We start from the raw sequence: 14,094 nt of genomic DNA, 5'->3' as shown, positions 1-14,094 counted from the left end.
CGGTTGATGCAGAAAATCGGCTTAAATCTGTGTCCGGTATTTGTTGACCACTACAATTTGTTGACCACTACAAATAGATTAGCCGATAAGGTTTTTAAAAAGTGATATCCACTCTAATCCCAAGACGCAAAAAAGGCGCTCAGTGAGCGCCTTTAGTAATAAGGTATTTAGCTTATAGTGTGTTCTTATACACAACACCGTCTTTCATGATGACTTTCTTGGTCTCATCCTGCATCACGCAATCGACACCTTCTAGTGGATTCCCATCGACGATAAGTAAATCTGCATACGCACCTTCCACAATTTGACCTAATTTGCCCTCTTGATATGGGTGTTTGTAAGTCGACAATTCAAATAGACGACCACAGTTTGAAGTTGCCATGCGCAGCGCTGTAATTGTGTCGAATGTTTTTTCAATCGCACCAAGCTCTTGCATCTGACTTTCATGCACGTTTGCTTTACCAACACAGTCGGTACCAAACGCTAGGTTTTGAATATCGTATTTCTTGATAAGCTCAGCAGACTTAAACATTGCCTTACCAACGCGTTCTGTCTTACGGTAAGTCTCTTCGTTTGGCAACGGGATCTTACGTTCTGCAATCAATGATGACGTGAAGTATGAAGGAACCAGCCAGATGCCTTTCTCTTTTACAATTTGGGCGATTTCATCGTCCATAATAGTAGCGTGTTCAAAGGACATGACGCCCGCTTCTGCTGCTCGTTTCATCGCTGGTGCTGTGTGAATATGAGCCGCCACATAGGTACCATAGTCGCTTGCCGCTTCTACCGCCGCTTTCATCTCATCTAACGTGTATTGCAGCGTGTCCAAAGGGTCAAATGTCGAAGATGCACCGCCCCCCGCCATCACTTTGATCTGAGATGCGCCCATAAACAACTGCTCTCGAACCGCTTTCAACACTTCTGCACGGCCATCCGCGACTTTAAATGCGCCCGTCTTCATTAATGGGGAGTCTTCATGACCGTTCGTTAGACGTTCTTGCGCTTGGTTTTGACGGTAGTCTGAGTGACCACAAGTTTGCGAGATCGCCGCCATACATGGCAAAATTCTTGGACCTTTGGCATAACCTTTATCGATGCTGTTCTTCAAACCTAATGTATTGCCAGCAACATCACGGATGGTAGTAAAACCACGCATCAACATTTCTTCTGAAATTCTCGCGGAACGAATCGCAATCTCTTCGCGAGTCATGCCATCCAGTTCATTAAAGCCAGCTGAAAGCGTGATGTGTACGTGCGCATCAATCAGACCTGGCATCACCGTCTTGCCCTCAGCATCGATGATTTGCTCAGCCTTCGAGTCATCCACTTTCCCGATTTGTGTGATTAAGTTGTTTTCGATCAGAAGGTCCACGTTCTTCAGAAGTTGCTCATCCACACCGTTAAACACGTTTGCATTTTTAATTACGATACTCATGGTTTCTATCTCCGAGTCAGTTGTCTCAATACAGGTGCATCATATCGAGTAACTCGGGATTAGAATTGCCATTTCACGACAGCTGAACATTCAAGAGCTAAGCACGTTTCTGAGCCAATAAACAAACAGCTAATTACTTCAGGCTATGATCCGTTGGGTATAAAGGTATATAGGTATAGAGGTATAAAAAGAGCCACAAACGGTGGCTCTTGGTGACGATCGTCTATGGTCTATATTGTTTAGTTCATACTCACCATACAAATGAGTTTATTCTTATCAAACGCTTTATCTAGCTCTTGGTGTTTTACCGATGAATAGACTTTTCCTTGTTCAGTCCAATAATCTCCGTCAGCAAGGTTGGCATACTGTTCTAAATACTCATAAGCAGCTTTACTCGGCAAACTTGAGGACAAACGCTCACAGTATTGCGACGCCTCTTCACGATTCAAGAAAATGTCGTGAGACTTTTGGTTTCCTTTGAATTTAGGCAATAAATAGGTGAATGCTTCGTCTTTGTAGAGCACCTTGTTGGCATAACGTTTCACATCTTGCGCTTTAGTCGTGTTCAGTTCCGCCACCGCTCGAGAAGGCAACAGGCTCTCAGAAAACTTTGTATTGGTTTGATCATCAGTCTGGCCGCTATGCGTATTCTTCGATTCTTCGGCAATTAAATTGGTCGGGGCCGTTTGCGCCGGATTCGCCTTTTTTGAAAATGGAAAGAAGTAATCACCGCCATTCTTAAGGTTGAGTTTAAGCGACTGGGTTTTGCCTTTATTCACTGCACGCACACTATAAATCCCAACGTAATTGCCCGTTACATCGACGCTTTCACCACTACCGACTTCTTGATCGTTGATGTAGAAGACCGTATTTTTTGAGTTTGAACGAAACACAAAGCGCACTCTATCTAAGTTTAACGCCTGTCTAAGCTCCACTTCTGTATTTGCACTGTAGGCATATTTGTAGCTCGCGTCTGCAGTAAAAGACAAGTCACCATTTAATCTTTGGTTTGCATCCACCACTCTAAAACTCGTAAGTTGAATGCGTGACAAGCCACCTTTACTCAATACGAAGGCGTTCTTAATGGAAGGAAGGTTTCTATTTACACAGGTCGACAAACTCTCAGCGACGTTACACTGCAAATTGCCATCGTAGGAGCCATGAAGGATGCGTTTCGATTCATCCAAATGACGAGCTTTGATCTTCTCGTAGAGGACGAGCAGTGCGTCATTTTTCACTCGTTCTATCTGACTGGCAGCTTGTTGATCTTCTGAAAGCTGGTGTTTGGTCTCAACGAGCAACTTCCCTGCCGTTTCGATTTCCTTTTTCATGGTGTTCACTTTGGCAGACATATTACGCAAAGTGAGAATGAGCGAGTCGTCGTAAACGCCATCGACTAACTTATCTTTTAAACGATTTGAATCCGATTTGATCATCTCGACGTTATTGGCCAAATTGATCTTGGTCGACTCAATCTCAGCACTTAACTTGTTGTAATGCGAGATAGTTTCGTCAATATTGAGCGCTTTATACTCTTGTTCGTACGTAGCATTAATGCTGTTTAGTTTATCTTGCTCGTTAAAGTTAATCAGCTCTGAAGCAAAGGCCACACCACTCCACGCTACCCCTACCATTATCGCTATTATCGTTTTAGATTTACCCACTGCCACACCAATTTGTCCCACCAACACACCACTCTTTTGACGCTTCAGCCCACTTCGTTAGCAAGATGAAGCGTTGTGATTGAATCCTAATCTTCAGTTTTCACTGAGTCATTTTTTGAAACCCATACTTCTGATCGTCTGTTTTGCGCTCTTCCCTCTACCGTTGAATTAGATGCGATAGGCTGGGTTTCACCTAATGAACGAACGACAATGCGAGTTCTCTCCACACCATCGGTACTCAAAACTTTGGACGTCGTTAGGGCTCTTTGCAGCCCCAGTTCTTGGTTGTAACCTTCAGAACCTTTGCTGTCGGTATGACCTTCCACTGTAATTGGGCTATCGCCTTCGCTTAAAGACGACGCTAATTGGGTTAACGCTTTATTGCCCATAGGAGTTAGGCTGGATTGATCAAAACCAAAATGCAGACGCGCAACCAAACCGTCGCTTTGTTGATGGTTATTTTGGTTACTGATCCAAGTCATACACTCAGACTTATCCAAACCTAGCTTTGACTCCTCCGCTAGGCGCTGTCTGAGTTTGCCACTTTCGGACTGTTGTTCGATTTGTAGAAAGCCCTGTCGATGTTGAGCAATCCCAACGGCATCATCCACACTTACACTATGTTGATACTCGCTGAATGTGTTGTCGCAATAGACGCTAAGTCCTTCCTCCGCCTTAATGGCAACGCTTAGTGGCAGCGTTGATAGAGCGACTGCACCAATGACTAACTTCTTCATATTTTCCTCTAGTACAACTTAGTTATTCCGCTTGTTTTTGAGCCTTTGCGGATAAGTTCTTCAATCTTTTCAATTAATTCGTCTAGATTAGAGACATCAATAATGTCTTCACGAGGGTCAACAACGCAGTCTTGAAAACCACTTTGTTGAGAGGCGCGAAAGTCGATGCCAATAACCCCTATGTATAAACCCGGAATCTCTTGCCTTGCTTTGTCACACATCCCCCAGTCCACAAGACCTTTGAGGATGCCGTTGTTTGGACTTTCCTGACCATCACTTAAAATCAGCAGCATTTTGATTTTCTTGTTGTACGCTTGCTGCTCTTCTTGGTCGGAACTGTTTGGATCACCTTCATGTAGGATCTGCGCCCCTCTCAAGATGCCTTGAAAAGCGGCCGTGCCACCGTCTGCCCACATAGCATTGATGGGATTTAAGTCAGACAATTTGTTCGTTAGACGAAGATTGTAGAATTGCCTCGAATCATTCCTTCCATGCCCATTAAAGAGTTGGCTCTGATTAACACCATAATAATTCGACCGACGTGCTGACTTATCGGTAAACATCGTCGATACCGAGGAAGGCAAATCGACATAGTTGTATACATCTGCAACTTGGTATTGATCTAAGCGGATTACGTCTGCAATTCGTCTAGCGTATTGTTGGTCATTCCAACCGGGGCTAGGACAATAAATTTGATTGTTAGCACAGTTGATCACATGATTTTGCGAAAATCTACTCCAATAATCCCAGTCTATGTCGTTGTAAGTATAAGGAGATAGGTGGGTATTATAGCCATTGGTATAATTGAGTTGACTGGTCGTATTCGCTTGATTCCAGCCTATGATTTCTCTGGTTCTTACGTTATATGGTACGAAGCCAACACGATTAAGCAGCTTGTCGCTGGTCGTATCTTCTCCTGGCTCATCACAAACGTCTTTCCACTCCCCATCGACATACTCTTGACGAGTTGATGTACAAAGGATGTTATTCGATATTTGACTAATCGCTGTTTTCAAATCGTCGATTTTTATATGTCGATTGAATCCCCACTGTTCCCTCATAGAGCCTGAAAAATCGGACACAAACACAATATCAATGTTGTTATCCGCGAGATAAGCTGGGTATTTCCTCGCCAGCGAGCGTCCCGCTAAATCTTGCTGTTCATCAAATGAGGGAATAAAGCTACTCGCGAACCAAGAATCGTGTGTCGTTTTTGCATTCACCGTGTATTGAATATATTCCAGCACGCCTGCTCTATCGTCTGCGGCTTGGTAATAACGCTGAGCAGAAACGTTCATCGATTTAATGTCTCGCACGTAGCTTTCCACGTATTTCGCAGCCAATGTGCTAGCTGAGCCTGCTTGATCCTCAATAGTCACCGCCATAGCTGCGGCCTCGGCCGAATCTCTTAACCGGCTGGTCTCTTGCACGTAACGAGTCCCTTCAACGGCCCAAAAGGTGAATCCCATAATGGGTACAAGCAATAAGCCCATCCAGACTGCAGCCACGCCTTTCTGCCTGTGTACACTTCGATACTGATATTGCTGAGTTTTCATATCATTATCTCCCCGGCATTATTGAAGAGGAGGTAATGGCAACTGTCGTGCTTTTACCGCCATTAAAGAAGGGTTTAAACCAAGAGGTCTGCTCTTCACACAAACTGACTCGATATAATGGGAACACAACCGCGTTTTCGACCGGCGCCAACTCCGCGTAGGAACGAATAGATTCGGTTTTGCAATTTAGGCTTTTGAATTTGCTACTCGCAAACACAGCGACATTCGTCTTGTTAGTCAGGGACTCTATTCTTATCGCGACATCCTCTGGTGGCATATCCAGCATCCGGCCTGCCACTTCCGCTAGATCCAATAGATCAGTGTTGGTCACCGATAAGTTCTTCCCTGCCAACACGTCCGCTTCGAAATAACGGGTGCGCTCTTTAATAACATTGACCAAAGCGAAACTGGACCGATCAAGCTTGGCACGCACGAACAACTGATGACTCAGGTCAGCACCAAACAGATACACGCCCCATAACGCAGTAAGAACAAAAACTAGCTCAATCATAAATGAGCCTTTTTGATATTTAATAGCCAATGCGGTTCGTTTATGGAGTGTCATCTTTCCACCCCTCATGTTCTAAGTTCAGAACCATAGTGCTCGATATATCTCTGTCCGCAGCGCCTGATAGTTTCAGTACCGGCGAATAACGGTAAGTCACGGTGATCTCTGCGAGGTCATAATTGAAACTCAAGCTTTGGCCGGAATGCCCCCTATCTCGGATAAAATCGTCGTAGGTTTGGTAGTAACGACCTTTAATCGAAAATCGCGAGCTATCAATTAAAAAATGCCATAAGTTCTCATCGTCTTCGATCAAGGATTTGAATTTGTCCTCGTACTGCTTGTTGACCCCTTTACCTTCATGAATTTTGGTATTTCTGATGGTTTCTCGAAGCGAGTATTCCGTCATATTCACAACGTAGATTTGGTAACTCGACTCAAAAATCGCGAAAGTAGCAAAAAACAAAATGAGCGCACCCACGACAAATTCAATCGCCGTCACTCCTTTCTGCCTATTAAAACTTCTCATCATTAACCCCTAACTTGAGTTAATTCTGTGGCGATGCTCAGAATCTCTTGGTCTGAGAAATCGCCCTTGAGTAGTTTTCTGGCTGCGTCCACTTGTTGCGTTTTAATCAAGGCGATGGCTAGATTTGCCTTAACCACTTTATTTGCCGGATTGTCTTTTAAAACCGGCGTGAGCATTGCTATTGCCTGTTCGTATTCACCATTAGCCATGTGAATCATCGCGATGTTGTTTTTGATTACGACATCGTCATAGCCACGCAAACGGGCATTATTCAATTCTTGATAAGCAGCATCGTATTGGCCTGCTTTGGTATAGGACACCGCAAGCAAAACATGCACTTGCCCTGATGAGTTGCCAGACTTGATGGAAGACAAATAGGCCGAGATCGCACTAGTCGTATCGTTCTTAGCATCTAATACTTGTCCCGCTAGCTGATACAAGCTTGGCGTTTCAACGCCTTCTTTTTGTAGATGCTGAACATAGAAATTGGCCGATTCAATATCCCCTTTATGGAAATACGCCCACGCCAACTTTTCCTTTACTTGTGGATCTTGAGAACCTTGCTCTAACATGGATTTGTAATGGCTGATTAAGCCGTCGTAGTTTTTCACTTTTTCCATGTTAGTGACGTCGTCTTGTGTCTGACTCTGTTGCGAAGAGGTCGACTGACAGCCCGCCAAAATGCCCAACGTAAGCAATACAATAGAAATACGTTTTCCAATCACTGGTTATTCCTCTATATATTTAGCGTCATCTGCATGATTCCCGGTGCGAGAATCAGAATCACGATTGGAAACATGATGAAAAGGATCAAAGGCACACTCATCTTCGCAGAGAGTTTTCCGACCTTTTCTTCCACAGTAAGAATTTGAACTTTTCGCATGTCCTCCGCGAGATCACTCAATACTTGAGCCACAGACGTACCGTATTGCAGGTTTTGAATAATGGTCAGCACAAAGCTTCGTATCGGTGGCGTTGGTATACGCTCACTAAGATCGTTTAACGCCTTTTCTAGGCCATGTATTTTCGCGGAATCCGATGTGCGTTTGATTTGATAACAAAGGTCTGAATCAAACTCGGCCAATTCTTTTCCTAGGTAAACCAATGCAGCCTCTATCGTCATACCGGTTTGAACACAAACGGACATCATGTCTAACAGATATGGTAGTTGAGCAGACGTCTTCCTAATCAATATCTTGCGGCGCATTTGCAGCAACGAGTCTGGGCCAACAATCACAGCAATAAGCGTGAAAGTAATGGCGATAAGTTGGTTGCTCTGTGTCATGTCCGACAGCAACACAAACCCTGACACCAAGCCCAGTACCAACAATTTGGCAGGAAAGTAAAACTTCGCCCACTCCGTGTTGTAGTAGCCTGCCTCAATCATTTTCTGTTCTAATTCTTGGCGGTGTTCTTTACCAAAACGAACAAAAAATCGATTAACACGAGATGGCGAGCGATGTGCATTCCCCCCTACATATAACGCAATCTTCTTGCGTCTTTGTTCTGTACGAAGTGAATCGAATATCAGAAAAAGTAACGATACGAACAGCACAATAAGAGCAGTCAATAACATCATGCGCGCACACCTCTTACCAACAGCCAAACAATAAATAACCCGAAGAACTCACTGCCAAGAACATAAAACAGCACGAGTCGACCAGATGGGTCATACAAAACAAAATTCACGTTATCTGGGTTTACGTAGTTAAGGATGATCATGAAAATCAACGGAATCGCTGCTACGATCTTGGCCGAGATTCTTGCTTCCGACGTCATCGCCATTTTCTTTTTCTCTAGCGTTCTTGCATCTACGAGCACGCGAATAAGCCTTGCTAACACGCCTTTTAACTGGCCGCCTCGAGCAATGTTTGCTCTTAGTGTGACGGTAAAGAACAGAAATTCCGGATATGGGTAGTTTTTACACGAACGCTGCAATACAACCTCAGGAGACTCACCCAATTTCAGTCGGTCTCCCATCAACTTGAATTCACGACCAATCGAGTTATCCATTACGTCGCCAACGTAGCTGATGGCTTGCATTAAACTGTCACCAGCCGTAACCGCACTCATGAGAATATTCAGAGCATCTGGAAAAGTGTTTTCAAAGTCTCTGCGTCTTCTTGTCACCAAATACCGGTAACCAAACAAGGTTAGTAACACTGACAACCCTAGCGCTAGCCAGATGCTGGACATCAAGAGCAAATTAACGACAAAGTACCAAGAGACAATAAGACTACCTGTGATGTACAGAGCGATATAAAGAGACGAACGCGGTCCCAAAACTTTAAGAGTTGGCGAGATCGACTCTTTAAACTTCTGCCAGCTTTGTTTGCGTACCAGAGATTTAACGTTGATTGCGTTGAAGTTTTCCGCTTCAACTTCTTCAATATTGAAAAACTGATCGACCTTTTTAACCTTTGAATCTCGGACTAAAAGCAGAACGAAGGCAAAGAGGATAAGCGAGAGCCAAAGCATGCTATATCCCCTTAAACGATGCCATCAGCTCATCATAAAGCCCGAAGAATTGGGCTTTTTTCACAAGCTCAGATCGTTGCATGATGCCACTCGTTACAAAGTCACCTTTAACGGTTTCTCCAAAGTGGGTATCGTCGTAACGGAAACGGTAGATCTCTTCCATCACTACGCTATCACCCTCTAAACCAACGATTTCAGAGATGCTAGTGATCTTACGAGAGCCATCGCGCAGTCGGTTAACCTGCACGATCATTTGCACCGCACTGACGATTGTTCTTCGAATTGCATCAAGAGGTTGGTTTAGGTTCGCCATCATGACCATGGATTCAACACGAGCAATCGCATCACGTGGTGTATTGGCGTGCAACGTCGACATCGAACCATCGTGGCCGGTGTTCATTGCTTGCAGCATTTCAAATGCTTCAGAGCCACGACACTCACCAAGAATGATGCGGTCCGGGCGCATACGCAGCGCATTGATAACCAAGTCACGCTGGTTCACCGCGCCAGTTTGTTCAACGCTGGAAGTTCGCGTTTCTAATCGAACCAAGTTTGGTTGTTGCAAACGCAGTTCGGCTGCATCTTCAATCGTGACAATACGTTCATCTTCTGCAATGTATTGAGATAGCGCGTTGAGTAGCGTGGTTTTACCCGAGCCAGTACCGCCAGAAATAAGAACGTTCATTCGACAGCGAGAAGCGATCATCAGAACTCTTGCCATGTCTGGAGACATAGAACCAAAGCCAATTAAATCTTCAAAGCCAATGTTCTGCTCTCTGAACTTACGGATAGAAATTGAGGTTCCGTCCAGAGCAATCGGTGGAATAACGATGTTTACACGACTGCCGTCTTCAAGCCTTGCATCAACTGTTGGAGATAACTCATCCACACGTCTGCCAACACGCGATGCAATACGTTTTGCGATCGCCAATAACTGCTCTTCATTGACAAACGAGACTTCTGATTTTTGTACCTTACCGTGTCGTTCGAAGAAGATGTTATTTGGCCCGTTCACCATGATGTCTGAGATCGACTGATCTTCCACTAATGGTTGTAATGGCCCCAAACCAAACAGCTCATCAATGAGGCTTTTCACCAACCCAGACTTCATCATAGACGTAATCGGACGCTGGTAATTGTTGGCTAACAGATCAACTGCGGCTTGTATTTGTGATTCGAGGTCACGGCGGCTCATTTTCTGAACCGCTTCGGCGTCTAGCGCTTCGAATATCTGACCACGAAACGCGAGGTATAAGTCTTTGTTAGAACTCATTTAACACGCACCCTTTTCAACCAAGAACCCATGCCCTTTTGAGCAACAGGCTGACCATTGATCAACTTCACCAGCTGTTCCATAGAACGACTGATGTTACGGTCATGTTTGTGTGCTCGCTTCCCATCGATAATGATGTGCGACAATGATTTGCAATAGTCGACTTCCAGATCGACAGACGCGCCTAAGTATTTAGGTAGATCGGGCTTTTGTAATACATAAGCGCTTTCCGGGCGATGGTAGTTCACCACGGTGATGACTCGAGTACGAGACGATAGCGTAAGCTGTAAGTTGGCCATTTTTTCAAACAGTCGCTTTGCGCTTCTTGTTGATGACACTGAAGCATCTAGTACCAACACAACCACATCAAAGTTTTCTACCAAGAGTTGAGGTTCAACCTTAAAATCAACACCACCAGAAAAATCTTCAATGATGAAGTTGGTATTACGAGCTAATAGATCACAAAGCGTTTGGTTGTAGTTGAGGATATCGTTCTGGCTCATATCGCCATCAATCGCCAACACACGTAGATTTTTTCGTGCATTGAACAAGTAGCTCAATGCCCCTTCTTCATCCATCTCATGCAATGGCGCAGTGAACTCGTCTATGGCACGGGATTTAAAGTCTTTTAGTCCCAGCAGAACGTCGATATTGGTGTCCACATATTGATGGTCGACAAGAATCGTATCGCTACCTTGAGTAGAGAGCAGTGAACTCAACTCGGTAGTAATGAAGGATGCTCCAACCCCGCCTTTCGAGCCAACAACCGCGACACGTTTTGCTTTACGCTTCTGACTTACGCCAGAAAATGTCTTGAGGTTTTTATTCACGTGATTCAAGAAGTCAGCAAACTCTTGTTTATTGACTGGCCAAAAAACGTAATAAAAGCCCATCTCTTTGAGAGAACGAAGCGTCGAGATCGCGTCTTCCTTGCCAATTACTACCACCCCTTTATGAGTTGGCACTTTGCTGGCAAACGCTTTAGCATCTTCGACAACACTGCGGGATTCATTCAGTTCAAGGATGACGATGTGACTGCTTTGTTGCTCTGTCAGCTTGGTTGAGCCCGAGTTCGCTTTTACGCACTCAGGATCATTCCAGCCTTCAAAACGGAACACTTCTTGAACTAGGTTCAAACACTCTTGTGATTGATAAAATAGCGTACAACCAGCGACCCCTGTCGTTGTGGATGGTGCGGGCTTTGCCTTGGTCGTTAGGGCTTTCGTCAGATCAAACATGATTATTCACCTATCAATCGAGACTTATCGGATACTTGCTTTAAACGCATCGATTCGACAAAACAATCTGGTTGTCCAATTCGAGCCTGAAACTTTGCTGGCAAGCATTGTTGAGTCTTCAAACGCGTTAACGTCACATGAATATTGAGATCGCTCGACAAAGAAGGCCTAGAGCGGTACTCAACTCTTTGTGGTGCGATGATATGTGCCGGATACTGCTTAAAGATCGGCTCCAACATCGTTTTAGCGCGTGTGGATTTGTACTCCACGACGTAAGTAGCGCCTTTATCCATCGATTCAATATCGCGAATAAGTTGCTCAATCTTCTTAGCAGTTTCAGTGCGCTTTTTGATTGCAAACTCAAAACTGTGGTTTTCTTTATACACAATCGCTTCTGCGCCATTGCCACCGAAATACCGCTCGTTTGCACAACCTAGGAGTGATGATGTCAACAAAGCAATGAATACAAGGTTCTTCATTGGATAAACCCTCCTTCCGACAACAGACGAATCGTGGCATCAGACGACGCAATAGAATCTTTATTGGATTCGATGTTCAACCAACGAGCCAATGTTGACGTTTTTTTGATGTACGGTAGTTGCACATCTTTCGGCTTAATAGGCTCAACTAGGTTTACCGTTGCCACGATAATCAATTCCGTGCGCTTTCTTTCAGTCGTGGCTTTGCGAAACGCAGCACCTAATATTGGGATATCGCCGACAAAGGGAATTTTTTGCATTTTTTCTAGGTCAGCACTGCTCATCAAGCCACCTAGAATAAAGCTGTCACCATCGGCCAACTCAACCGTTGTTAACGCTCGTCGTGAAGCCAGTTGCGGCACTTTTACACCCGCTGCTTCTACGTAGCTTTCGACCTCACTCACTTCCGGTGCGAGTTGCATACGAATTTTGTCTTGGCTTAGAACCTTCGCTGTCAGGTCGAGTTTTATGCCGAACTCTTTGAACGAGATGTTTACGTTGTTATTGGTCGAAACGATAACCGGCACTTCTCCACCAACTAAAAAACTAGCCGATTCACCAGATAGCACCGTCAGGTTTGGTTCTGCCAATACTTCAGCAACTTGATCATTGCCTAAAGCGGTAATTAACGTACTTAGATTCGCGGCATCAAACTGGTCGAACACAAACTCACCAACGCTAGAACCGACAGAGCTCCAATCCACACCCACTGTTTTACCGAAGGATTCTGTCACTTGTGCCACTGAGATCTTGACGTTCACCTGCTGCGTTGTCGCAACCTGAATGCGCTCAACAATCCCTTTCCAGGTCATGTTACGTGCGAAAATCATTCCTTCAGGTTCTTCGTACTGGGCGTAGTCAGATTTGAATTCAAACTTATAAGTTTTATCCCACTTCTCTGTTTTTTCGCGCCCAAGTAACGTTGCAACTAAACGGTAGATTTCGTCACGCGTCTCTTCTGAGTCAACAACACCACCGACAGCAACTTGCTCGCCCACCGACTGAACCGTAACCTTCGCATCGGGGAAATGAAATTTGAGCTGACGTCTAATTTCAGTTAAATCCAAATCCACAATAATTCGGTCTGAAAGCAAGACATCTTCATCAATGCCATAAACAATCAAGCGGGACTGCCCGATACCGTTGGCAAACACGACCAAGGTGGTGTCGTTAATAACTTTATAGTCCGCAACATCAGGGTTACTAATGAACACTTTGCCAATTGGCTGTTTAACCGAAATGTGCTGACCGTCATTTAGCGTGATTGAACGATCAGCAGCGTGAGTTTTTGTCACAAACAACAAGCAAAAAAACAGGGACGCGATAAATATTGAAAGTGATTGGCTAATTCGAGGTTGTATTACCATTACAAAGCCTCCCTTCGATCAATGACATTGCCACGTAGTTCTTCAATGCCGGTATAATTATCAATAACATTGCGCACTTCAGCGTACTCTGGTTTGTTATAAGTTTGGCTTCGATATATTTCGATGTGCATGGTTCGTTGCGCCAAAGCAAGCTTTGCCAAGTCGTCCGGTTTCACCTCAATAACAACGGTTGTCAGGCCGTTTTCCTTACTTGGAGAGCGGGCAGTAACAGAACTGTCACCCTTGGCATCATCACCGATGTTAAGTACCTTGACATGCTTTAAGAACATTGACGCTTTAACGCCCTTAAAGCGTTTAGGCTTATCAATATTCTGAGCTAGGTTATCGTTAGGAGAACTGACCGTGAGAATGTCAATGAACGACCCAGGACGAATGTAATCATTAATTAAGTTCTGGTCGCTTACTTCAAGTGGATATAGTGTCATTCCTTCCGTTACCAGAAGATCGATATACCCAGGTTGTCCGGGGCTCACTTGATATTCCGGTAATACGACATCACCTAGATCCAAACTTTTATTGAGCAAAATAGATGGTGAGAAACTGATTTGAGCATCTTCCCTAACGCCCAGTGCCAATGCTTCGTTTAGAGGAAGCTGTTGTTTAACCACACCTTGGGCACTGATAGCATGCCCTTTTTCATAAGCTTCTGTGGTCATCCAAACAGCAACGTATTCTTCGTTTGTGTTCTCCACCACTGCAGCAGTCGCTATCGGTTGAGGGTCGCTTTTGAATAAGTCGATAACGCCTAACGCACCCACTATCAAAGCGACGATAGCAACAAGTAATACCAGTCGAGATCTCATATTGTGCCT

The 14,094-nt window shown here is 44.6% G+C and carries 14 protein-coding genes; all 14 read right to left on the bottom strand.

Annotated features, from left to right (window positions below; translation table 11 throughout):
- Positions 1 to 172: 172 nt before the first annotated feature.
- The 14 genes from GXP65_RS21315 to GXP65_RS21250 all read right to left on the bottom strand — a co-directional run bounded on the left by GXP65_RS21315 (position 173) and on the right by GXP65_RS21250 (position 14,085).
- Positions 173 to 1,435 carry an amidohydrolase family protein gene (locus GXP65_RS21315; protein ID WP_005425852.1) on the bottom strand — a complete coding sequence of 421 codons (1,263 nt, stop codon included), beginning with the start codon at positions 1,433 to 1,435 and terminating at the stop codon, positions 173 to 175.
- A 239-nt stretch (positions 1,436 to 1,674) separates the two neighbouring features.
- Complete coding sequence (locus tag GXP65_RS21310; RefSeq protein WP_162093681.1) at positions 1,675 to 3,147, bottom strand: hypothetical protein; 1,473 nt, start codon at positions 3,145 to 3,147, stop codon at positions 1,675 to 1,677.
- A gap of 38 nt (positions 3,148 to 3,185) precedes the next feature.
- Complete coding sequence (locus tag GXP65_RS21305; protein ID WP_162093679.1) at positions 3,186 to 3,836, bottom strand: OmpA family protein; 651 nt, start codon at positions 3,834 to 3,836, stop codon at positions 3,186 to 3,188.
- An 8-nt stretch (positions 3,837 to 3,844) separates the two neighbouring features.
- Positions 3,845 to 5,392 carry a TadE/TadG family type IV pilus assembly protein gene (locus GXP65_RS21300; RefSeq protein WP_162093678.1) on the bottom strand — a complete coding sequence of 516 codons (1,548 nt, stop codon included), beginning with the start codon at positions 5,390 to 5,392 and terminating at the stop codon, positions 3,845 to 3,847.
- Between the two features lie 4 nt (positions 5,393 to 5,396).
- A complete protein-coding gene (gene tadF / locus GXP65_RS21295; protein WP_045458428.1) occupies positions 5,397 to 5,957 on the bottom strand; it encodes a tight adherence pilus pseudopilin TadF in 561 nt (186 codons plus the stop codon).
- The gene (locus GXP65_RS21290) at positions 5,944 to 6,426 is read right to left on the bottom strand and encodes a TadE family protein (RefSeq protein WP_045370909.1); all 483 of its coding nucleotides are present in this window, start codon (positions 6,424 to 6,426) and stop codon (positions 5,944 to 5,946) included. Before GXP65_RS21290 ends, tadF begins: the two co-directional genes overlap by 14 nt.
- Positions 6,427 to 6,428: 2 nt before the next feature.
- Complete coding sequence (locus GXP65_RS21285) at positions 6,429 to 7,151, bottom strand: tetratricopeptide repeat protein (RefSeq protein ID WP_162093677.1); 723 nt, start codon at positions 7,149 to 7,151, stop codon at positions 6,429 to 6,431.
- A gap of 11 nt (positions 7,152 to 7,162) precedes the next feature.
- Positions 7,163 to 8,005, bottom strand: coding sequence for a type II secretion system F family protein (locus tag GXP65_RS21280; protein ID WP_162093676.1), 843 nt, complete (start codon positions 8,003 to 8,005; stop codon positions 7,163 to 7,165).
- Positions 8,002 to 8,904, bottom strand: a complete 903-nt coding sequence (locus GXP65_RS21275; protein WP_162093675.1) for a type II secretion system F family protein — start codon at positions 8,902 to 8,904, stop codon at positions 8,002 to 8,004. The genes GXP65_RS21280 and GXP65_RS21275 overlap by 4 nt, the downstream gene beginning before the upstream one ends.
- Position 8,905: 1 nt before the next feature.
- Complete coding sequence (locus GXP65_RS21270) at positions 8,906 to 10,177, bottom strand: CpaF family protein (RefSeq protein WP_005425931.1); 1,272 nt, start codon at positions 10,175 to 10,177, stop codon at positions 8,906 to 8,908.
- A complete protein-coding gene (locus tag GXP65_RS21265; RefSeq protein WP_162093674.1) occupies positions 10,174 to 11,415 on the bottom strand; it encodes a P-loop NTPase in 1,242 nt (413 codons plus the stop codon). Before GXP65_RS21265 ends, GXP65_RS21270 begins: the two co-directional genes overlap by 4 nt.
- 2 nt (positions 11,416 to 11,417) lie before the next feature.
- Positions 11,418 to 11,894: a hypothetical protein gene (locus tag GXP65_RS21260; protein WP_005425857.1), complete on the bottom strand. Its 477-nt coding sequence runs from the start codon at positions 11,892 to 11,894 to the stop codon at positions 11,418 to 11,420.
- Positions 11,891 to 13,261, bottom strand: coding sequence for a pilus assembly protein N-terminal domain-containing protein (locus GXP65_RS21255; RefSeq protein ID WP_162093673.1), 1,371 nt, complete (start codon positions 13,259 to 13,261; stop codon positions 11,891 to 11,893). The genes GXP65_RS21260 and GXP65_RS21255 overlap by 4 nt, the downstream gene beginning before the upstream one ends.
- Positions 13,261 to 14,085, bottom strand: a complete 825-nt coding sequence (locus tag GXP65_RS21250; RefSeq protein ID WP_162093672.1) for an RcpC/CpaB family pilus assembly protein — start codon at positions 14,083 to 14,085, stop codon at positions 13,261 to 13,263. Before GXP65_RS21250 ends, GXP65_RS21255 begins: the two co-directional genes overlap by 1 nt.
- Between the last annotated feature and the right edge of the window lie 9 nt (positions 14,086 to 14,094).

The organism is Vibrio sp. LB10LO1 (assembly GCF_010092875.1).
GTDB lineage: Bacteria > Pseudomonadota > Gammaproteobacteria > Enterobacterales > Vibrionaceae > Vibrio > Vibrio campbellii.
The sequence above is the reverse complement of the archived record's forward strand: the minus strand, read 5'-3'. Positions and strand labels throughout refer to the sequence as shown.